Raw genomic sequence first — 20,477 nt, 5'->3', positions numbered from 1 at the left:
CAGCCCGCGGCGGTCCGCTTGCCTCGCTCTATCACCGTAGACAACGGTCCGGAGTTTGCCAGTAGGGCCTTGGACGCCTGGGCCTATCAGGCTGGCGTGAAGCTGTCGTTCATCAGGCCAGGCAAGCCCGTGGAAAATGCTTACATCGAAAGCTTCAGTGGAAAATTCCGCGATGAATGCTTGAACGAGCACTGGTTCCTATCATTGAGCCAGGCAAAATCCTTGATCGAAGACTGGCGCGTCGAGTACAACACCGAGCGGCCGCATAGCGCGCCCGGATATTTAACGCCCGAGCAGTTCGCTCTGGCTCATCAGCAACAACGGTTTTTTAACTCAGGGCTCTATGTCGGTACCGTACTAAGCCTGGGGGCAGGTCATACCGGTAGCCTGTGTCAGCATCCCTTTTGCTGGCAATCCGTCTTGTTGATGTGCGGCTTCAGCCGATCCGCCGTATCGCTAAAGCGCCGATCCTTCGTGATGTTTCCCAGGGCCTGCAGGTTCGACCAAAGAATCCACTGATAATGCTCTGGCATTTCTTCCACGTAGGTCGCGAAGAGCATCCGGCCATCCTTCCTGGTGTAGAAGTCCATTTGCATGGCTAAGCTATAGGCTTGTCGCTGGAAGAGCGCGAGGGCCCAGCTATTGCCCAGCAGTCGAGCGGCGTTATATGTTGCAACCGCTGCAATCAGCTCGCCATCAAGAACGCGGACATTGGGTATGGGCGGAGATGGATAGACATACTCCGCGGGCAGCTGAAAGCCTGACACCGTATATTTTGCACCTCCATCCTGGACAGGCAAGTCCAGGTAGCGCAGAGACGCCAATGCCAGTTGCCTATATTTTTCTTCTCCTGTTTCTTTGAACAGGATGGACGCGGCGGCCGCCATTACTGCATTTGCATATGCCGAGTACCAGGGCGGTGAGAGCTTGATACCCCAGTTCAGGTTCCATTCAAAGGTATACGGCCATGCCACAACGCCAGGTTTTATCTGGTCCGCCTTGGGAAATGCGTATGCGTCGAAGAACTTCTGGGCGGCGGAGATGGCGCTGGCGCGCAGCGTGCTGTCCGTATCGGGCCGCAGGGCGTACACCAAGATGCCGTAGACGGTATTGGCTGCAGCGACAGGATGTATACCGGGTTGGCCGCCCCCGAGTGCACCGTCGTACTTCGACGGATCCGAAAGAATAGCAATCTGCCTAGCCACGTCACGGTCATCGGTGGGGCGTAGTATGGCATACAAGGGAACCCCGTCAATACTTACGACGGAAAGATCCTTGAGCCGGGCGACATCTCTGGCCCGCCAAAGAGTGTCGTCTGCCGGCGCCGTTTCGCCAATGACAATGTCCGCTGGAACGAATCCGGTAAGGCCTTTTGCTGATTCATTGCGGACCTTAATGAAGAGTGTTCCTACACCGAGGTCGTATAGCTTGTTGTCGAGCAGTACCAGGGTGTTGCCTGGATAGAGGCCATAGAGTCCTGGTTTACCGTTTTCGCTAGTTCTCCACGGCAGCATGGTTCTTCCTTCTATGTCTGCCGGCACGTACATCATCGCAGGCTGCTGCGGCGAAAAAATCTGCTTTTCGTAGGTGACCCTGAGGCCGGCACGCTCCGCGTAGAACGGCCGAAGGAACTTATTATTGGGATGGTCTACGACTGCGGGGATGCCCAGTTCATTGTTGGCTCCCATCGTCACGGCCGGTAAAGTATATCCACTATCCTCCTGCTCCGTGCGCACAGCGAAATAAGTCACTAGGGATGATAAGGCCACAGCGGCAAGCAACGTTGCAGTAAGTTTCCAGCGCATGGGATGTCCTTGATGTCCTCGTTTTTTACCGGCGAGTGTAACAGCCCGCGAAACGCGATCCAGCTGCGCCGACCAAAGCTAGTGGCTGATCTTGTCGCGTCGCGCCTTTTGGCGCCGGGAGGCGATGCGCGCCGGGCCGGCGCGCCCGGCGTCGTTGATCGGATAAGCGCGGTCCTTGGGGACCGGTAAATCGCGCGAACGGCCAGTTTTGTATTCGTGATCAGGCGGCGAGCGGCCAGTATGATCGAGGGTCTCTCCTCAAGAAGGACCGCCATGTTGCCGATCCGCTCGGAAGGACTGGTGCTGCGGAGCTTTCGCGACAGCGACGCCGGGGACTTCGCGCGCGCGGCGCGAGACTCCGTGGATACCGTGGGCCGCTGGATGCCCTGGTGCACGGCCGTTTTCTCGGAAGCGGATGCAAGAAACTGGTTCCGGCAATGCCGCGCCAGCAAGCGCGCCGGGACCGGCTATGAGCTGGGCGTGTTTTCGGCGCTGACCGGCGAGCTGCTCGGCGGGGCGGCGCTCAATGCGATCCAGCGGCACAATCGGTTCTGCAATCTCGGTTATTGGGTCAGGCAATCCGCGCAACGGCAGGGGGTTGCCCTGCGGACCTTGCGGGCGTTGCTGCCGCTGGCTTTCGACGGGCTGGGCATGCAGCGTGTCGAAATCGTGGTGGCGGTGGGCAATGAACCCAGCGCGGCGCTGGCGCGCAAGGCGGGCGCGCTCTTCGAGGGCACGGCGCGCAACCGGCTTCAGCTGCATGGGCGGGCCGTGCCGGCGTGGATGTTCTCGCTGGTCCCCTGAGCCGGGCCGATACGACCCGGCCCGGTCTTGATGCTTCGGCGCGGCGCTTCCTCGGCCGGCCTATGGCCTGGGCAGGATCTTCCGGTCCATCAGCACGCCCAGCCAATGCTTGACGCACTCCTCGGTGTTGTAGACCTGATGGAAACCGGCCTGCTTGATCTTGACCGTGCTCACGAAGGTGGGGGCGGGCGCGGTCTTCAGGCCGTAGCCGAAGCGGGCATCGGCGGAGTAATGGGATTCGCCCAGCAATTGCGCCATGGTCAGCGGGCGCAGCCCGTGCTGCCTGACCAGGTCGTCCCAGAGCGCGGCGCGACTGGGTAGGTACTCGGCCAGGCGCAGCGGCTGGTCCGGGCCGGCCCGGACATCCAGGAATTCCGCCAGGCCGGGCCAGAGGTCGCGCCAGCTGAAGACTTCGCCGTTGGTCAGGTTGTAGTGCTCGTTCCAGGCCTTGGCATTGTCGGCCGCCCATACGGCGGCGTCGCCGATCAGGCGCGCGTCGACGGCTTCGCGCGGGTAGGCAACGTGGCCCGGGTAGCTGAAGGGCTTGCCTTCGGCGCGGCATAGCGCGGCATAGACGCCGATGACCGGCACCGTGTTCATGGCCACGCCCACGTTGGGGCCGAGCACGATGGTGGGGCGGAAGATCGTCCAGCCCATGCCGCACCGCGCCGAGAGTTCGCGTATGTAGTCTTCCTGGAACCAGTAGGAGTTGGGATGGTCGTCGCGCGGCTGGCTTTCGCGCGCCGGGATGCGGATGGGGTGCAGGTGGGCGCCGTAGGCCTTGGTGCCTTGCAGCAGGGTGATATGGCGCAGATTGCCGCCTTGGGCCAGCGGCTCCATCACATTGCGGATCATGGCCAGGTTGGTGCGCATCTGCTCCGGGTCCTGCCAACCGGCGATGAGACCGGGTTTTTCGTAGACGGCGGCGTAGACCACATGGCTGACTTGGGGCAGGGTTTGCAGGGCGGTCCGGCAGGCCTGGGTGTCCTGCAGGTCCAGCGGCAGGTGGGTGTGGGGCCTGCGGCTGATGAGCTCCGGGCGGCGCCGGGAGACGGCGATGACGTCCCAGCCGGCTTCGAGGAAAGCGTCCACGGCCGCCGAGCCGACCAGGCCGCTGGCGCCGGTGATGAGTACGGTGCGCGGCTTCATCAGTCCATCACCAGGTTGATCTGCTTGAAGAGTTCTTTGAAGCGGGCGGATTCATCCGCCATGAGCTTGCCGAAGCGTTCGCGGCTTTCCGAGGCCGGGACGATGCCCAGTCCGCTGAATTTCTCTTGCACGTCCGGACTGTTGACCGCCTTGGTGATTTCGTCGTGCAGGCGGGCGAGGACGGCCGCGGGGGTGCCGGCCGGCGCCACGATGCCGTACCAGGCCACGCTCTCGGCGCCGGGCAGGCCGGCCTCGGCGACGGTGGGCACGTCCGGCAGCAGCGGCGAGCGCTTGCTGTCGGCCACGGCCAGGGCGCGCAATTGGCCCGACTTCACGAAGGACAGGATGGGCGGCACGCCGCTGATGACCATCTGCGTGCGCCCGCCCAGGGTGTCGGTGATGGCATCGCTATTGCCCTTGTAGGGCACATGCAGGATTTCCGTCTTGGACAGATGCTGGAAGAGTTCGCCGGCGATATGGCCGCTGGTGCCCACGCCGGCCGAGGCGAAGTTCACCTTGTTGGGGTTGGCCTTGATGTAGGCGATGAGCTCCTGCAGGTTTTTGACCGGCAGCGACGGGTTGACCAGGATGACGTTGGGGCCGGTGGCCACCAGGGCGACCGGCGCCAGGTCCTTGAGTGCGTCATAGGGCATTTTCTTGCGCGCGTTGGGATTGACCGTGATGGGGCCGGCCGAGGCAAAGCCTATGGTGTAGCCGTCCTTGGCGGACTTGGCGACGATGTCGGTGCCCAGGTCGCCGCCGGCCCCGGGCTTGTTTTCCACGATGACCGGCTGGCCGAGCTGTTCGCCCAGGGGCTTGGCGACCAGGCGGGCGATGATGTCGATGGAGCTGCCGGGGCCGTAGGTGGCGATCAGGCGGATAGGGTGGTCGGGATAGTTATCGGCGGCCTGGGCGGCCGCCATGGCGGCCAGGCCCAGGGCCAGGCCGGCGATCAGACGCAGGGGTTTCACGGCGTTGTCTCCTGATGGTTGTTCGTGTGATGAGTCAGTCTTTATGGGAGTACATGGGCTTGCCGGGGTGGGGCAGGCGGGCGCGCAGGATGACGCCCTGTTCGGCCTCGGTGATGAACAGGCTGCGCCCGTCTTCGCCGCCGAATGCCACGTTGGTGGTGCGCAGGCCGGCGCAGGACCGGATGCGGTAGAGCGGTTCGCCCAGCGGGCTGAACAGCCACACGGTGCCGGCCTGGGCATGGACCACGGCGAGATTGCCGGCCTGGTCGATGGCAAGGCCGTCGGGGCCGGCCGTACTGCCGGAAAGCTGGATGAAGCGGCTGGCCTTTTTCATCTTGCCGTCGGGTTCGATGCGCAGTGCGTAGATGGCGTTGTCATGCGTGATGGCGACGTACAGGACATTCTCGGCCTTGTTCATCACCAGACCGTTGGGGCCGGCCAGTCCGTCCATGATCAGGTCCACGGTCTTGCCGTCGGCGCGCAGGCGGAAGACCCGGCCGCTGGGGTTCTCCAGGGCGCTTTCGCCCTGATCCGTGAAATAGAGGTCGCCGTTGCCGGCGAAGAACAGGTCATTCAGGCCCTTGAGGCCTTCGCGCTGCACATGCTGCAGATAAGGCCGGATGGTGCGCGTCCGCGGATCAAGCAGCATCAGGCCGTGCAGATGGTCGGCCACGAAGATGCGGCCGTCGCGGTGGATCTTCAGGCCATTGGGCTCGCCTTCATAGCTCACCATGACGTCGAAGCGGCCCGCGGGATCCACGCGCAGGATGCGGCCATGCGCCAGGTCGACGCACCACAGATTGCCGTCGCGGTCGAAGGAGGGGCCCTCCAGGAAGGAGTGCATCTTCGCGTGGCGCGCGGCCAGCCAGCTCGAGGGCTGTTCGGTCAGGTGCAGGGATTCGGGAAGCCGGGCAAAGACCTCGGTGCTCATCGGTTCGGCGGGAGGATACATGGCGGTCCTTTCAGGATTGCGGTTAAGGCAGGCGGATGCCCAGCATCAGCGCGCTCAACGACTTGCCGTGCGGGTCCAGGCGCAGCGAGCACGTCACGCCGCCGGCCAGCACATTGGGGATGACAAAGTTCAGCGCTTTCAGGCTTTCCACCTCGTAGCGCCGCACCTTGCCCGCGCCCAGGTGGGCGAAGGCCTGTTCGACGCGCTCGGCCGTCAGCGCCTGGCGCAGCCGCTGCCAGGCGGCCTCGTCGTAGGCAATGACCGCGATGCTCGAGGTATTGCCTTTGTCGCCGGCGCGGGCGTGGGCCAGATCGTAGACCAGGGTTTCCATGTTCAGTCTCCCGCGATGAGGATGTGCGGCCGGACCCAGCCGCGGGGGATCAGCACGGCATCGACAGCGATGATTTCCTTGGCGCCCAGATTGACCGGTCCGCCGGCGCCATAGGGTCCCTGCATGTTCAGCTGCCGCACGTGGTCGCCCAGCAGGTGGGCATTTTTCTTGTCCGGGCAGCGCGCGGCGATGCGCAGGCGCACTTCATAGGGTTCGGAGGCCATGGTCCGGCAGTCTTCGCCGTGCAGGCTGCTCATGCCGATCAGGTCGACCTGGAATTCGCTGGCCACGCCGCCGTCGAGCCGGAAGCGTTCTTTGACAGTGTCGGCGGCCAGCCGGGCGCGGGCCACGGCGTTCACGCCGGCATAGGCGACTTCGCCGCTGCCGATCCAGCCATCGTAGTAGCCCACGACCACCTTGTAGCTGTCGGTGCGCGGCGCGGCGCTGGCGCCGCGCACGGCGACGCGGTCCGGACCCTGCTCCTCGAAGCGCAGGCCCTCCAGGTTGAGGACGCAATCCGGCGTGATGTAGGCGCGTGGGTCGTGGATCTCGTAGAGCGCCTGTTCGGTGCAGGTCATGCGGTCCAGGCGGCCGCCCGAGCCCGCGGGCTTGCCGATATGCAGTTCGCCGTCGTGCGTGAGGTCGGCATAGGGATAGGCCAATTCGGCCAGGCGCGGCACGTCTTTCTTGCCGGGGTCTGCGAAATAGCCGCCCGTGACCTGGGCCGAACATTCCAGCAGGTGGCCCATGATGGTGCCGGCCGCCAGCCGGGGCAGATCGTCATCGGCCCAGCCATGATGGTGCAGGGCCACTCCCAGGAAAAGCGAGGGGTCGGCGACGCGGCCGGTCATCACCACATGCGCCCCGGTGGCCAGGGCATCGCGCACCACGTCGGCGCCCAGGTAGGCGTTGGCCGAGGCCAGCCGGGGCAGGATGGCCTCCAGCGGCATGTCACGGTCGAGCAGGCGCAGCCCGGGCTGCCGGCTGACCTGGTCGGCGACGTCGTCGCCCACCACGGCGGCGCATTTCAGGCTGTCCCAGCCCATGCCGCGGCCGAGTTCCAAGGCTGCTTCGGCGGCGCCGGCGGGGTTGGCCGCGCCCATGTTGGAGACGAGCTTTACCCCCTTGTCGCGGCACAGCGGCAGGAAGGCGCGCATGCGCTCCTCCAGCATGGGGTTGTAGCCGCGGGCGCCATCATGCTTGCGCGACAGTGTTTCGCGCGCGATGGTGCGTTCGGCCAGGCATTCGCAGACCAGGTAGTCGAGGTCGCAATCCTCCAGTAGCTGCAGGGCAGGACCGATGCGGTCATCGGCCATGCCGGCGCCCACCCCGATGCGCATAGGCTTGCGCGCTTGTTTCATGCTTGTCTCCGTGTCGGCGTGCCGGGCGCGGCACCGCGTATGGGAGTCAGTATGGCGGGCTTGCAATGATGTTCAAAATGATATATTTACATCTCTGTAATAACAAAAACGCATCACCAGGCCATGACGCTGAGCATTCCCGAACTGGAGGCCGTGCTACTGGTGGCCGAGACGCGGAACTTCCGCATGGCGGCCGAACGCGCGCATGTCTCGCAGCCGGCGTTGAGCCGCCGTGTGCAGGCGGCCGAGCACAAGCTCAATGCCAAGCTGTTCGATCGCGACAAGCATCGGGTCGCGCTGACCGATGCGGGCGCGGAGCTGGTGCCCATTGCCCAGCGCATGCTGTCGGAATTCCGGGATTCGCTCAGCGACCTGTCCGAGTTCATCGCGGGTCGGCGCGGCAGCGTCAATATCTGGGCCTTGCCCTCGGTGGCCGCGGCCATCCTGCCCACGGCGGCCCAGGCTTTCCAGCAGTCGCATCCGCAAGTGCGCCTGCTGATCCATGCGGCCTCGGCGAGGCAGGTGACGCAGGCTGTTTCCGATGGAGAGGCCGATATCGGCATTTCGATCGAGGTGTCGGGCCAGCCGCCGGATGTCGAGTTCACTTCTTTGCTGCAAGAGAATTTCGTGCTGATCTGTCCGGTGGGCGATCCGCTGGCGCGCCGCAAGCGGGTGGACTGGACGGTGTTTGCCGAGCGTCCCTTCGTGGCCAGCGGATCGGCCAGCAGCATCCGCCAGGTCACCGACCGCATCCTGGCGGCGGCCGGCCGCGTGCCGGAGGCCAATTACGTGTCCGACAACATCTCGGTGGTCGGCGCCATGGTGGCGGCCGGTGTGGGGATCGCGGCCGTGCCGCAGCTGGCGCTGGGCCTGATGGACACGACCCGCTTGCGCAGCGTGCCGCTGGATTCGCCCACCGCCACGCGCGAAATCGGCATCCTGGTCAAGAAGCGGCGTTCCTTGTCGGCGGCGGTGCAGCGCTTTATCGATACCCTGCGCCTGGGCCGGCGGGAGTCCCGGCCGGCGGCTTGAGACGAATTCGCCGCAAACTGGGCAAACGCGCTATCAAGGATGGGCGCCAGCTCGCACAATGGCAGGTATCAGGCGCGCGTCGCGCTTGTGTATCCCTTGGATCAAAGGAAATGCCATGCTCGATTGGGACAACTACCGCAAGGAATTGAAAACACGGATCGGTGAGCTGGGCGTGCTGTCGCCCGAGACGCTGAGCGGCTATCAGGCCTTGTCGGCCGCCGGCAAGAAGACCGCCCACCTGGATGCCAAGACGCGCGAGCTGATCGCGCTTGCCGTGGCCGTGACCACGCGCTGCGACGGTTGCATTGCCGTGCATGCCGCGCAGGCCGCCCGCGAAGGCGCCACCAAGGAAGAAGTGGCCGAGGCGCTGGGGGTGGCCGTGGCGCTCAATGCCGGAGCCGCCATGGTGTATTCGGCCCGCGTGCTGGACGCGCTGCCCGGCTGAGGCCGCCCGGGCCGGTAAGTCGATCCGCTTCCTGCCGGTTCCTGCGCCGGCGGCCGGCGGTAGTGCTTTGATGGCCCGGTCTTCATCCTTGGGAGCCTATCGATGGTTTCGCCTGTTTCCCGGTGCGCCTGCCTGCCGCGGCGCGGATTCCTGACGCAGGGCCTGGCGCTCGGATTGTCGCTCGCCGCGCCTCAGCTGGCCTTGGCCGGGCCGGCGGCTTCGGCCGAGGGCGCGCAGGCGCGGCGCAGCCCGCAGGCCGCGGTGCGCGCGCTGCAGGCAGGGCATGCGCGTTTCCAAGCCCGCGCCATGCGCAAATACACCTACGACATCGACGCGATCCAGCAGCGTACGGCCAGCGCCCAGGCGCCCTTTGCGGCCATCCTCGCTTGTGCCGATTCCCGGGTGGCGGTCGAGTTCCTGTTCGACCAGCCCCTGGGCGAGCTGTTCGTCACCCGCGTGGCGGGCAATATCGTGACGCCGGTCGTGCAGGCCAGCCTCGAATACGCGGTGCAGAACCTGGGCGTCAAGGCGATCATGGTGCTGGGCCACAGCGGCTGTGGCGCCGTGGATGCCGCCCTCAAGGCCGGCGACATCCACGCCAGTCCCCTGTTTCCGTATCTGCAGCCGGGGCTGGTGCCAGACGATGCCGCCGCCAGTGTCCGCAAGAACGCCCGCGTGCAGCGCGACATCCTGCTGCGCGACTCGGCCCTGATGCGCCAGCGGCACCAGGCGGGCACGCTGGCTGTCATGTCGGGGGTCTACGATGTCGGCACCGGGGGGATGAGTTTCGAACCTGCCTGATCCCGTTCACCCTCCCTGGTATTTGTATCCAGAGCGCACAGCAATTACAAAATATATCGCTACTGGGTAAAAGATACGCGGTATGCTCATGGCCAGAGAGGGTGTCCCAGTGCTAGAAAACAACTCGGTTTACAAGGGATACCGCCTGATGGCCAAGGTGGCGCGCGAGGTCAGTCCAGCCGCCAGTGGCCCATTGTTTACCGCCACGATCGTCGTGGTACAGGCGGATTCCATTCACGATGAAGGTGATGAGTATCCGGTGCCCTGCTTCGCGGAAGGGGCCAGCGTATACAGCCCGAGGGAGGCCGTGCATGCCGCGATCACGCATGGGCGTGAAATCGTCGACGGCCTGATCAACCTGCCTCGCGCTGTATGAGCATCAGCCGGTGAACAGCTCGGCCCAGTTGCGCGTCCGGTTGAGGGTGCGCACGAGGGCCGACTGCTCGAGTATGGCGGTCGCCTTTTTGAATTCCTCGGCGGATGCGCCGTCTTCCAGGATGACCAGGCGCGCGTTGCGCGCATCGGCCATTTTCACGTCCGACATTTTGCCGTGGGTCTGGTAGACCTGCGTCCAATCGACTTTCTTGCCGGCCTTCAGGGCAATCGGCTCGATATAAGTAAGTGAATTGTTCTGTTCGGCGCGCACCGCGAAGGCGAAGTCCGCCGCGTGCCCGCTGCTGCCCTTGGCGCGGGCGCCCTTGATCAGGCGGTTGGCGCCCAGGGCGTCGTGCAGGGTCCGGCCGACCTGGGCGCGAAAACGCAGGCGGCTGAATTTGGGCATCCACTTGGCGCACTGGAAGGACAGGGCCATGGCCAATTTGACCGCGTCCCACAGCGCTTCCTGCAATTGCGCCTTGGGGCCGCTGGCCACGATGGCGCCGCCGTCGTCGAAACCGGCCAGGGTCACGCCAGGGGTCTGGTTGAGGGCTTCGAGGCGCTTGGCCACCAGCTCGATGCCATAGACGGCCGCGTGCATGGCGGTCTCCCCGGCATCGGTGAGATAAAAGCTGTCGTCATCCGGATAGGCAATGAAGAACGCGGCGTGCTGTCCGTCCAGGCCCAGTGTCATGGGGGCGATGGCGCGAATCGCACGTTCGCCGGCCGGAATGACCGTCCAGCCCGAGGCTTCGAGAAAATTGCTCATAGGATCAATTCGATTTGGCGGCCTTTCAGGGGATGGGCAAAGCCGCCGGCCAGCGTCAGGTTCGCGCGTGGCAGGAAGTATTCGATCAGTGCGGAGATGCTGTTGAGCGCCGGCGTGACCGCTTCGGCATAGCCTTCGCCTTCGGCCACCCAGATGTGCTGGTGGCTGCGGTCCGCCAGCACGCGGCGGTAGTTGGGCAGGCTGTTTCCCACCAGGCTGCTGTGGAAACTGTCATCGGTGTCCACGCCGAAGACCCGGTGCGGGCCGACAAAGAGGCTGGCGCCGAAAGCCTCTCCTACCATGATGGCGGCCTGTCCTTGCACACAGGTGCGCGGGCTGCGGTAGAACACCCGGAAGATCACGTCGTCGCGGGCCTCGCCCTTGACGCGGCAGGCCGAGGCGAACTCCATCCACAGGGCAGGGGCGGCGTTGCCCGAGGCGGCAAGCGGCCGGTGAGCCCAGGAAATCGGTTTGACGGTTTCCTTTGGCTCGGCCAGGATTTCCTGGACCTCATCCGGGGTGATCAGGGGTTCGACTTTGTTGGCCATGGGCGAAAAAAGAATAAATGCGTATGCCTGGCTGCGGGACGGCGCCCGCCCGCGAAAAGGGCTGGCAAAGCCGCAAGCGCGGTATGGACGCCGCTGCCAGGCAGGCCATATCGGGATTGCTGCCCGAGCTATCCGGGGCCCTCGGAAGGGCCGCTATCTTACAAGATCGGACAGGTGCTGCCGATAAAGGGCGTGGCGCCCCGCAGAAAAGGCAAACCCCTAAGTATGCTGGTTTTATGTACAGGCGACAAGCGTCAGAGCTGGCCGGCGCCGAAGGTATCGCATTGGCGCAGGTCGCCGGAATCCAGGCCGCGCTTGAACCAGCGGACCCGCTGGGCCGAACTGCCGTGGGTGAAGGCGTCAGGCACGACATAGCCCTGGCTCTTGCGTTGCAGGGTGTCATCGCCGATGGCGCTGGCCGCGTTCAGGCCCTCTTCGATGTCGCCACTCTCAAGGATGTGGCGCGCCTGGTCGGCGCGCCGGGCCCATAGCCCCGCGAAACAATCGGCCTGCAATTCCATGCGCACCGACAGGGCGTTGGCCTGCGAGGGGTTGCGCCGCCGCGCCTGGTCGACCTGGTCGGCGATGCCCAGCAGATTCTGCACATGGTGGCCGACCTCGTGCGCGATGACATAGGCTTGGGCGAAGTCGCCGGGCGCGTTGAGCTTGCGCTTCATTTCGTCGAAGAAGCTCAGGTCCAGGTAGACCTTGCGGTCGGCCGGGCAATAGAAAGGCCCCATGGCGGACTGGCCGGTCCCGCATGCCGTGGGCGTGGCGCCGCGGAACAGCACCAGCTTGGGGGCGACATATTGACGACTCAGATTCTGCTGGAAGATGGCGCTCCAGGTGTCTTCGGTCTCGCCCAGCACGCGCGCCACGAAGCGGCTGGAGGGATCATCGGCGCGCGGCGCGGGCGCCTGTTGCTGCGGCGCGCTGTCGGGGCCTTGCGCCATTTGCAGCACGACCGAGGGGTCCACCCCGAAGTACATGGCCACCAGGGCCAGCACGATGGTGCCCAGCCCGATACTGCCCTTGCCCACACGCGGGCCCTGGCTGCGGCGGTCTTCGATATTGTCACTTTCGCGCGAATCATCCATGCGCATGGGAATCTCCTTTGGCGTTGGCAGCCGCATGGCCGCTTCGCAGGACTAATGTTAGGATAAATCCATGGCTCTGCACCTGACTATCCACCCCGACAATCCGCAGGCCCGCCTGCTCAAGCAAGCTGCCCAGTGGATCAGCGATGGCGGCCTGGTCGCCGTTCCCACGGATTCCAGCTATGCCGTGGCCGCGCGCCTGGACGACAAGGACGCCGCCGACCGGCTCAGGCGGTTGCGGGGCCTGGACGAACGCCACCATCTCACCCTGCTGTGCCGCGACCTGGCGGAGATCGGCCATTTCGCCAAGGTCGACAATCGTCAATACCGCCTGCTCAAGCTGGCCACGCCCGGGCCGTGGACCTTCATTCTCGAAGCCACGCGCGAAGTGCCGCGCCGGGTCTCCCATCCCTCCCGCAAGACCATAGGCATACGTGTGCCCGACCATGTGGTGGCGCTGGCGCTCCTGGAGCAGGTCGGTTCGCCCTTGTTGTCGACAACGCTCATCCCCAAGGATGAAGAAGATGCCCTGAACGATCCGGAGGAAATCGGCCAGCGCTATGCGCACGAGCTCGCCGCCGTGATCGACGCCGGCGCCTGCGCCCAGCATCCGACCACGGTCATCGACCTGACCGGCGCCGAGCCCGCCGTGCTGCGCCTCGGCCGGGGCGACCCGGCCTCGCTGGGCCTGGGCTGACACGGCCCGGTCTTGTTTTGTCCCTGAAACTTTTCGATTTGCGACGGCGTGTGCCAGGGCGCCAAGCTGCCTCTACAATGGCGCGGCCATGAACGACATCATCCAGACCATCGCCGTCTACGCGATCCCCGTCATCTTCGCCATCACCCTGCACGAGGCGGCGCACGGCTATGTGGCCCGTCTGTTCGGCGATCCGACGGCGCAGCAGGCCGGCCGTGTGACTCTCAACCCGATCAAGCACATCGACCCGGTGGGCACGTTGCTGGTGCCGGTGGTCATCTTGCTGACGTCCAAGCTCATGGGCGCCGGCGGGCTGCTCTTCGGCTGGGCCAAGCCCGTGCCGGTCGATTTCGGGCGCCTGCGCCATCCCAAGCGGGACATGCTTTGGGTCGCCCTGGCCGGGCCGGCCTCCAATCTGCTGATGGCCATCCTGTGGGTGCTCTGTTTCCGGATCTATCGCGATATCGGCCTGGATGAGAGCTTCTGGTACGAAATGGCCCAGGCGGGCATCAGCGTCAATCTGGTGCTAATGGCGCTCAATCTGCTGCCTATTCTGCCGCTCGACGGCGGGCGCATTCTATTCAGCCTGCTGCCCCACCGTCTGGCCTGGCAGTATTCGCGCATCGAGCCCTATGGCCTGATCATCGTGCTGCTGCTGTTGGTGACGGATGTCCTGTGGATTCTGATGGAACCCATCTTCTCGCTGGGGGCCAGTATCGTGAACTGGTTTCTCTAGGATTTTGTTCAATATCCGGTAAACTCGCCGGTTTAATAGATTGACGCCTGGAGCATGGGGTTCCGGGTCAGGAGCCTCTCGAAATCATGGCATCCTCTGCTTCGACCGCAGACATTACTTTCAAGGGCAGCATGGTGGCCTTGGTCACCCCGATGCAGCCCGACGGCAGCCTGGACTACACCGCTTACCGGGCGTTGATCGACTGGCATGTCCAGGAAGGCACGAACGCGCTGGTGGTGGTGGGCACGACGGGCGAGTCGCCCACGGTCTCCATGGAGGAGCACGCCGAGCTCATCCGCGTGGCGGTCGAACACGCCGCCGGCCGTATCCCGGTGATCGCCGGCGTGGGCGCCAACTCCACCGACGAAGCCATCCATCTGGCGCGCCATGCGAAGTCCGTGGGCGCCCAGGCCGGCCTGTCCGTGGTTCCGTACTACAACAAGCCGACCCAGGAGGGCATCTACCAGCACTTCCGCGCCATCCAGGAAGCGGTGGACCTGCCCACCATTCTTTACAACGTGCCGGGCCGCACCGTGGCCGACATGTCCAACGAAACCGTATTGCGCCTGGCCCAAGTGCCGGGCGTGATCGGCATCAAGGACGCCACGGGCGACATTGCCCGCGGCGCCTTGCTCCTGCGCGAAGCGCCGGCAACGTTCCAGGTCTTCAGCGGCGATGATCCCACCGCCGCAGCCCTGATCCTGCTGGGCGCGCGCGGCAATATTTCCGTGACCGCGAACGTGGCGCCCAAGCTGATGAGCCAGCTGTGCGCCGCCGCCTTGGCCGGCGATGTGCCGCGTGTCCGTGAACTAAACGCGCATCTCGCCCGTCTGAACAAGGCCTTGTTCGTCGAGGCCAATCCTATCCCCGTCAAATGGGCGCTGGCTCAAATGGGACGCAGCGCGCTGGGCTACCGCCTGCCGCTGGTCCAACTGGGGGCCGCGCATCACGACACCGTGCGCCGCGCGCTCCAGGAAGTGGGTCTGCTTTAAATATCGTGAGGACGCGTATGAACACTCGTCATGCCGGCATTTCGGCATTGATGGCCCTGATGTTGTTGTCTGGTTGCAATGACATCAACCAGCTCATGGGCAATGATGAATCCATTGACTACAAGAGCACCCGCCGCGGCGAGCCGCTGTCCATTCCGCCGGACCTGACGCAGGCCAATGCGGATCCGCGCTACAAGGCGCCGGCTTCGGGCACGGCCACGTTCTCCCAGTACCAGGCGCAAGGCCAGCAGGCCGCTGCGGCCCCCCAGAACACTAATGTGCTGCCCCAGCGCGACGACATGAAGGTCGAGCGCGACGGCAATCTGCGCTGGCTGGTGGTGCAGCGTCCGCCGGAGCAGGTCTTTCCCAAGGTGGTCGACTTCTGGACCGACACCGGTTTCACCGTGTCGACCAACGATCCGCGTTCGGGCCTGATCGAGACGGACTGGGCCGAAAACCGCGCCAAGATCCCCGAAAGCTGGCTGCGCCAGCTGCTGGGTGCCGTCCTGGAGACGGCCTGGGATAGCGGCGAACGCGAAAAATTCCGCACCCGCGTCGAGCGCGTCAACGGCCATACCGAAATCTACATCAGCCACACGCAGATGCTCGAGAAGCGTACCGGGCCCGACGGCGCCCAGGTGCAATGGACCAACGGCAAGGAAGACCCCGGCCTGAACGCCGCCATGCTGGCGCGCCTGATGGTCTACCTGGGTACCGATGTCGATGCCGCGCGCAAGCTGGTCGCCCAGGCCGAGGCCGCGCCCCAGCGTCCGGCCGTGCAGCAGAGCGTGCGCGCCGAAGGCGCCATGCTGATCGTCTCCGAGTCCTTCGACCGCGCCTGGCGCCGCGTCGGCGTGGCCCTGGATTCGGGCGGCTTCGCGGTGGACGACCGCGACCGCAGCGCCGGCGACTACTTCGTGCGCTATGTCGACAGCGACACCGGCGTCAAGAACGATGAGCCGGGCTTCTTCAGCCGCCTGTTCGGCAGCGACAAGAAGGCCGCCGCCGCGCAATACCGCATCCATGTGGCCGGCGCGGGCGACCAGACCCAGGTCACGGTGCTGGACAGCAATGGCCAGCGTGACAACAGCGCCACCGCGCAGCGCCTGCTCAGCGTGCTGAAGGACAAGATGTAAGTCCCGGCACGCAAAAAAGCGGCCCTCCATCCGGAGGGCCGCTTTTTTTGCCTTGCTGAACGGAATCAGGAGGCCGGCGTGGTGGCGCCGCCGCTGGGCGTCGTGGAGCCGGAGCCCGGCGTCGTGCTGGGAGCGCTGTCCGACGGCGCCGGGCTGCTGGGGGCGGGCGCGGGGGCGGGCGCGGTGGGGGCCGGATTGCTGGCCGGCGCGGCGGGCTCTTCCTTCTTGTTGCAGGCAGACAAAGCCACGGCCAGCACCGAAGCAACGATCAGGGTTTTGCTCATCATGTCGAGACTCCTGTTTATGAGATTGCGGTAAATCCCTTGTGTATTAGGGGAAACCAGAATCCAGGCTACAGGAATCTGTCAGGCGCTTGGGTGTGGAAATTAAAGCGGTGGCATCCCAAATGCAACAGAGATTTCGACCTTGTGTGTTATCTGTCCGGATGTGTCCGTGAGGCGGCCCCGCCTGGGGCCCGCCCACCGGCTCAGGGCCGGTAATGCAGCCAGCCGGAGTCCAGCCAGTCGGCCAGGCAGCTGCGGGCCTCGTCCGACAGCTTCGCGCAGCGCGGATCGCCGCAGTCCAGCGCGCGGGCGTCGGCCAGCTGCCTCAGGGCGGCTTCGGCGGGGACCATGGCCGTTTCGCCGTTGATGAAGAGCTGTTTGCCGCGGTAGAGCATGCGGCTGCGCCTGTCGAGGACCAGGCGGCCCTGGGCGGGCCAGCTGTCTTCCAGGTCCACGCTGGCCTCGGGGCTGTCAAAGACCGCCAGCTGGCTGGGTTCGGTCAGCCAGCAGCCCAGGAAACGGGCGGCCAGCGCGTCATCGAAGCGCAGCTTGGACAAGGTATCCAGCGTGGCCTGCACCAGCGCGTCGGGCAGCGCGGCCGGGTGCCGGGTCGCTGCCTGGCCCGGGTCGCGGTAGAGGCCGTCCAGCCGGGGACCGGGCAGCGCGGGTTCGCCATAGGGGCCGCCCAGCAGGCCGACGCGGGCCATGGCCTGGTCGGCGGCGGCTTCGAGCAGGCCGCGCGCCAGCGCCGCCTGGGTAGGCGCCCGGAAGCCGATGGAGATGGTCATGCAATCGTCTCCCAGCGCCACGCCGTCATGGGCGGCCTGCGGCGGCAGATAGAGCATGTCGCCGGGCTCGAGCACGGCTTCGTGTTCGGGCTCGAAACGGCTCAATATCTTCAGTGGCAGATCGGGCTCCAGCGACAGGTCTTTCTGGCGGCCGTAGCGCCAGCGGCGCTTGCCGGCCGCCTGCAGGAGGAAGACGTCATAGCTGTCGAAATGCGGGCCCACGCCGCCGCCGTCGGAGGCGATGCTGATCATCAGGTCGTCCAGGCGGGCGTCGGGCACGAAGCGGAAGCGCTGCATCAGCTCGGCCGCGGCGTCGCTGTGCAGGTCCACGCTTTGCACCAGCAGCGTCCAGTCCGGCTCGCTGGCCTTGGGCAGGCGCGCGAAGGGGCCGTTTTCCATCTGCCATTGGCCTTGTTCGCGCCAGATCAGGCGCGATTCGACGTCGTCGCGGCGGGCGAGCTTCTTGAGCGCGGCGATGGTTTCCGGCGGCTTGAAACCGGGGATGGCCTGGCGGATCAGCAGCGGTTTGCGCTGCCAGTGGCGGCGCATGAAGTCATCGGGAGAAAGTCCGCCGAGCAGGGCGAGGGGCTGGTCGAGAGTCATTGCAGGGCCTTGAGGCGGTAAAGGGCGTCCAGCGCTTCGCGGGGCGTGAGGCTGTCGGGATCGATCTCGGCCAGGGCGTCACGCAGCGCGGCAAGGGCGGCGTTGTCCTCGTCGCGGTCGGCCTGGGCCTGGTGGTGGGCATCGGCGTCCAGCGCCGCGGAGAACAGCCCCAGTTGGGGCGTCGGCGCGCCCTGGGCCTCGAGGCGTTCGAGTTCGCGCGTGGCGTGCCGGATCACGGCGGCCGGGATGCCGGCGCGCTGGGCCACCTGGATCCCGTAGCTGCGGCTGGCCGGGCCTTCGCGGACCTCATGCAGAAAAACGATGCCGCCAGCGGACTCGGCGGCGGCCAGGTGCACATTGGCCGCCGTGGGCTGCTCCGAAGGCAGGCGGGTCAGCTCGAAATAGTGGGTGGCGAACAGCGTAAGCGCGCGGTTGTGCGTCACGAGGCGCTGGGCGATGGCCCAGGCCAGCGCCAGGCCGTCGTAGGTAGAAGTGCCGCGGCCGATTTCATCCATCAGCACCAGGCTGTTGGCCGTGCTGGCCGCCAGGATGGCCGCGGCCTCGGTCATCTCCATCATGAAGGTCGATCGGCCGCCGGCCAGATCGTCCGCGGCGCCGATACGGGTGAAGATGCGGTCGATCTTGCCCACCCGGGCGCGGCGGGCCGGCACGAAACTGCCCGTGCGCGCCAACAGCGCGATCAGGGCGATCTGCCGCATGTAGGTGGATTTGCCGCCCATGTTGGGGCCGGTGATCAGCAGCATGCGGCGCGTGGCGTCCAGCCGGCAATGGTTGGGCGTGAAGCGCTCGATAGCGCGTTCGACCACCGGATGCCGGCCCGCCTCGATGTCGATCTCGGCCGTCTCCAGCAGGTCTGGCGCGACCCAATCGTGGCGCCGCGCGTGCTCGGCCAGGCTGCCCAGGGCATCGAGCTCGGCCAGGGCGGCGGCGGCATCGGCCAGCGGGCGGACATAGCCGGCCAGGGCATCGAGCACCTGCTCGAAGAGCCATTTTTCGCGCGCCAGCGCGCGGTCCTGGGCCGACAGCACCTTGTCCTCCCAGCTTTTGAGCTCCGGCGTGATGTAGCGCTCGGCGTTCTTCAGGGTCTGGCGGCGGCGGTAGTCGTCGGGGACCTTGTCGGTCTGGCCCTTGGTGACCTCGATATAGAAACCATGCACCCGGTTGAATTCCACGCGCAGATTGGGGATGCCGGTGCGCTCGCGTTCGCGGGTTTCGAGCTGCAGCAGGAACTCACCGCTGTCGGCGGCCAGCACGCGCAGTTCATCGAGCTCGGCGTCAAAGCCGGTGGCAATGACACCGCCGTCGCGCACCGCCAGCGCCGGCTCCTGGGCAATGGCGCGGGCGAGCAATTCGGCGATGCCGGGATCCAGCCTGAGCGATGCCGCCAGCTCGGCCAGGCGCGGCGAGGCGGCCAGCGGAGCGACCAGGGTGTGCAGCTGCGGCAGCGTGCCCAGCGCATCGCGCAGACTGGCCAGCTCGCGCGGGCGCACGGAGCGCAGGGCCAGGCGGGCGGCGATGCGCTCGATATCCGGGAAGGCGCCCAGCGCCGAGCGCAAGGTCTCCAGCAGACCCGCCGCGCCAAAGGTCTGCTCCATGTCCAGGCGGGCCGTGAGCAGGGTGGCGATGGCCTGCTGGCGGGCCGCCACCGGCGCGTTTTCGCGCAGCGGATGGTGCAGCCAGCGGCGCAGCAGGCGGCTGCCCATGGGGGTGCGGCAATCGTCCAGCAGCGAGAACAGCGTGGGCGCATCCTCGCCGGAGAGCGTCTGCGTCAGTTCGAGGTTGCGCCGGGTGACCGGGTCCATCAGCACATACCGTCCGGCGCGTTCGGCGCTGATGGTCTGCACATGGGCCAGGGCCTGCGATTGCGTGCGCGCCGCATAGCGCAGCAGCGCCCCGGCCGCGCACACGGCCACCGGCATGTCTTCGATGTCGAAGCCGGCCAATGAGTCCGTCTGAAAATGCGCCAGCAGATGGGCGCGTGCGCCGTCGGCCTCGAAATGCCAGTCAGGCACCCGGGCACGCGCGCCGTCATAGCCGATGTCCAGCTCGGCGCTGTCGGCGTAGATGAGCTCGGCCGGCCCGATGCGATGCAGTTCGGAGTCCAGCTGCGCGGGCGCGCACTCGGTGACATGGAACTCGCCGCTGGCCAGGTTCAGCCAGGCGATGCCGGCGCGCGGATCGCGCTTGCCCGACAGGCAGACGGCCGCCAAGGCGCGGTCCGCCTTGGCCGGCAGCAGCGCGTCGTCGGTCAGGGTACCCGGGGTGACGATGCGCACGATGCGGCGCTCGACCGGGCCCTTGGCGGCCGCGGGATCGCCGATCTGCTCGCAGATCGCCACGGACTCTCCCAGCGCGACCAGGCGGGCCAGGTACTGCTCCATGGCGTGCACCGGCACGCCGGCCATGGGAATCGGCGCGCCATTGGAGGTGCCGCGCTTGGTCAGCGTGACGTTCAGAAGACGCGCGGCCTTTTCGGCGTCTTCGTAGAACATCTCGTAGAAATCCCCCATGCGGTAGAACAGCAGCAAGGGCCCCGCCTCGGCTTTAAGGCGCAGGTATTGCTGCATCATGGGAGTATGTTGAGATTCTGTGGCTTGGGACATGCGCTTATTAGACAGTCTGGAACGCAGGCGCCTCGCGGCGCCCGGCGGATGAATTCGGGCCCTCGGGAGCCGCGCGCCTGCTCGCAGGGACGTCATGAGAGGGAACGCCGGGATGACCTGAGAGGTGGCCGACGCCGTCCGCGCTCCCGAACCGCGATTGTATCGGCCTTCGCGCAT

Annotated in this window: 21 protein-coding genes and 1 pseudogene; 10 read left to right on the top strand and 12 right to left on the bottom strand. The window is 66.0% G+C overall.

What is annotated here, in order from left to right; all coding sequences use genetic code 11:
• Positions 1-18: 18 nt before the first annotated feature.
• Positions 19-303: pseudogene (locus AXA74_RS24605) on the top strand (integrase core domain-containing protein); the annotation flags it as partial.
• An 89-nt stretch (positions 304-392) separates the two neighbouring features.
• On the opposite strand, the gene AXA74_RS02635 reads toward AXA74_RS24605, so the two are convergent.
• A complete protein-coding gene (locus tag AXA74_RS02635) occupies positions 393-1,805 on the bottom strand; it encodes a D-glucuronyl C5-epimerase family protein (protein ID WP_080700936.1) in 1,413 nt (470 codons plus the stop codon).
• A gap of 273 nt (positions 1,806-2,078) precedes the next feature.
• Between AXA74_RS02635 and AXA74_RS02630 the strand changes: the two genes are divergently transcribed.
• Positions 2,079-2,609 (top strand): GNAT family N-acetyltransferase, encoded by a 531-nt coding sequence (locus tag AXA74_RS02630; RefSeq protein ID WP_032978716.1) that lies wholly within the window; start codon positions 2,079-2,081, stop codon positions 2,607-2,609.
• 60 nt (positions 2,610-2,669) lie between these two features.
• On the opposite strand, the gene AXA74_RS02625 is transcribed toward AXA74_RS02630, so the two are convergent.
• Genes AXA74_RS02625 through AXA74_RS02605 form a run of 5 tightly spaced genes read right to left on the bottom strand, consistent with a single transcriptional unit; the run spans position 2,670 to position 7,373 of the window.
• Positions 2,670-3,758 (bottom strand): SDR family oxidoreductase, encoded by a 1,089-nt coding sequence (locus AXA74_RS02625; protein ID WP_032954982.1) that lies wholly within the window; start codon positions 3,756-3,758, stop codon positions 2,670-2,672.
• On the bottom strand, positions 3,758-4,729 hold the full coding sequence (locus tag AXA74_RS02620; protein ID WP_032960937.1) for a Bug family tripartite tricarboxylate transporter substrate binding protein: 972 nt from the start codon (positions 4,727-4,729) through the stop codon (positions 3,758-3,760). The genes AXA74_RS02625 and AXA74_RS02620 overlap by 1 nt, the downstream gene beginning before the upstream one ends.
• 34 nt (positions 4,730-4,763) lie before the next feature.
• Positions 4,764-5,681 carry an SMP-30/gluconolactonase/LRE family protein gene (locus AXA74_RS02615; RefSeq protein WP_032954984.1) on the bottom strand — a complete coding sequence of 306 codons (918 nt, stop codon included), beginning with the start codon at positions 5,679-5,681 and terminating at the stop codon, positions 4,764-4,766.
• Positions 5,682-5,703: 22 nt separating this feature from the next.
• Positions 5,704-6,012 carry an AtuA-related protein gene (locus tag AXA74_RS02610; RefSeq protein WP_032978713.1) on the bottom strand — a complete coding sequence of 103 codons (309 nt, stop codon included), beginning with the start codon at positions 6,010-6,012 and terminating at the stop codon, positions 5,704-5,706.
• 2 nt (positions 6,013-6,014) lie between these two features.
• Entirely contained in the window at positions 6,015-7,373 is a 1,359-nt protein-coding gene (locus AXA74_RS02605; RefSeq protein WP_032978710.1) for an acyclic terpene utilization AtuA family protein, read from the bottom strand.
• Positions 7,374-7,496: 123 nt separating this feature from the next.
• Between AXA74_RS02605 and AXA74_RS02600 the strand changes: the two genes are divergently transcribed.
• From AXA74_RS02600 to AXA74_RS02585, 4 genes are all read left to right on the top strand, one after another.
• The gene (locus tag AXA74_RS02600; protein WP_029579180.1) at positions 7,497-8,405 is read left to right on the top strand and encodes a LysR family transcriptional regulator; all 909 of its coding nucleotides are present in this window, start codon (positions 7,497-7,499) and stop codon (positions 8,403-8,405) included.
• 115 nt (positions 8,406-8,520) lie between these two features.
• Positions 8,521-8,850 (top strand): carboxymuconolactone decarboxylase family protein, encoded by a 330-nt coding sequence (locus AXA74_RS02595; protein ID WP_029579181.1) that lies wholly within the window; start codon positions 8,521-8,523, stop codon positions 8,848-8,850.
• Between the two features lie 102 nt (positions 8,851-8,952).
• The gene (locus AXA74_RS02590) at positions 8,953-9,651 is read left to right on the top strand and encodes a carbonic anhydrase (protein ID WP_051593936.1); all 699 of its coding nucleotides are present in this window, start codon (positions 8,953-8,955) and stop codon (positions 9,649-9,651) included.
• A gap of 82 nt (positions 9,652-9,733) precedes the next feature.
• Positions 9,734-10,027, top strand: coding sequence for a hypothetical protein (locus AXA74_RS02585; RefSeq protein WP_032954987.1), 294 nt, complete (start codon positions 9,734-9,736; stop codon positions 10,025-10,027).
• 3 nt (positions 10,028-10,030) lie between these two features.
• Here AXA74_RS02585 and AXA74_RS02580 read toward each other — a convergent pair whose 3' ends face one another.
• The 3 genes from AXA74_RS02580 to ypfJ all read right to left on the bottom strand — a co-directional run bounded on the left by AXA74_RS02580 (position 10,031) and on the right by ypfJ (position 12,446).
• On the bottom strand, positions 10,031-10,795 hold the full coding sequence (locus AXA74_RS02580; RefSeq protein ID WP_029579184.1) for a DUF1828 domain-containing protein: 765 nt from the start codon (positions 10,793-10,795) through the stop codon (positions 10,031-10,033).
• Positions 10,792-11,343: a hypothetical protein gene (locus AXA74_RS02575; protein WP_032978707.1), complete on the bottom strand. Its 552-nt coding sequence runs from the start codon at positions 11,341-11,343 to the stop codon at positions 10,792-10,794. Before AXA74_RS02575 ends, AXA74_RS02580 begins: the two co-directional genes overlap by 4 nt.
• A gap of 254 nt (positions 11,344-11,597) precedes the next feature.
• Positions 11,598-12,446 carry a KPN_02809 family neutral zinc metallopeptidase gene (ypfJ, locus tag AXA74_RS02570; RefSeq protein WP_032978704.1) on the bottom strand — a complete coding sequence of 283 codons (849 nt, stop codon included), beginning with the start codon at positions 12,444-12,446 and terminating at the stop codon, positions 11,598-11,600.
• A 64-nt stretch (positions 12,447-12,510) separates the two neighbouring features.
• Between ypfJ and AXA74_RS02565 the strand changes: the two genes are divergently transcribed.
• The 4 genes from AXA74_RS02565 to bamC all read left to right on the top strand — a co-directional run bounded on the left by AXA74_RS02565 (position 12,511) and on the right by bamC (position 16,001).
• Positions 12,511-13,137, top strand: a complete 627-nt coding sequence (locus AXA74_RS02565; RefSeq protein WP_029579187.1) for an L-threonylcarbamoyladenylate synthase — start codon at positions 12,511-12,513, stop codon at positions 13,135-13,137.
• Positions 13,138-13,225: 88 nt separating this feature from the next.
• Positions 13,226-13,873 carry a site-2 protease family protein gene (locus AXA74_RS02560; RefSeq protein ID WP_029579188.1) on the top strand — a complete coding sequence of 216 codons (648 nt, stop codon included), beginning with the start codon at positions 13,226-13,228 and terminating at the stop codon, positions 13,871-13,873.
• A gap of 86 nt (positions 13,874-13,959) precedes the next feature.
• Positions 13,960-14,865, top strand: a complete 906-nt coding sequence (dapA, locus tag AXA74_RS02555) for a 4-hydroxy-tetrahydrodipicolinate synthase (RefSeq protein ID WP_029579189.1) — start codon at positions 13,960-13,962, stop codon at positions 14,863-14,865.
• A 17-nt stretch (positions 14,866-14,882) separates the two neighbouring features.
• Positions 14,883-16,001 (top strand): outer membrane protein assembly factor BamC, encoded by a 1,119-nt coding sequence (gene bamC, locus AXA74_RS02550; RefSeq protein WP_029579190.1) that lies wholly within the window; start codon positions 14,883-14,885, stop codon positions 15,999-16,001.
• A gap of 65 nt (positions 16,002-16,066) precedes the next feature.
• Here bamC and AXA74_RS24540 read toward each other — a convergent pair whose 3' ends face one another.
• From AXA74_RS24540 to mutS, 3 genes are all read right to left on the bottom strand, one after another.
• A complete protein-coding gene (locus AXA74_RS24540; RefSeq protein ID WP_155271611.1) occupies positions 16,067-16,288 on the bottom strand; it encodes an endopeptidase in 222 nt (73 codons plus the stop codon).
• Positions 16,289-16,488: 200 nt separating this feature from the next.
• Positions 16,489-17,676 (bottom strand): ribosomal protein uL16 3-hydroxylase, encoded by a 1,188-nt coding sequence (locus AXA74_RS02540; protein WP_029579192.1) that lies wholly within the window; start codon positions 17,674-17,676, stop codon positions 16,489-16,491.
• Positions 17,673-20,300 (bottom strand): DNA mismatch repair protein MutS, encoded by a 2,628-nt coding sequence (gene mutS, locus AXA74_RS02535; protein ID WP_407026524.1) that lies wholly within the window; start codon positions 20,298-20,300, stop codon positions 17,673-17,675. The genes AXA74_RS02540 and mutS overlap by 4 nt, the downstream gene beginning before the upstream one ends.
• Between the last annotated feature and the right edge of the window lie 177 nt (positions 20,301-20,477).

Source organism: Bordetella hinzii LMG 13501 (assembly GCF_001548475.1).
Classification (GTDB): domain Bacteria; phylum Pseudomonadota; class Gammaproteobacteria; order Burkholderiales; family Burkholderiaceae_B; genus Bordetella; species Bordetella hinzii.
This window is presented reverse-complemented; position numbering and strand designations above follow the sequence as displayed.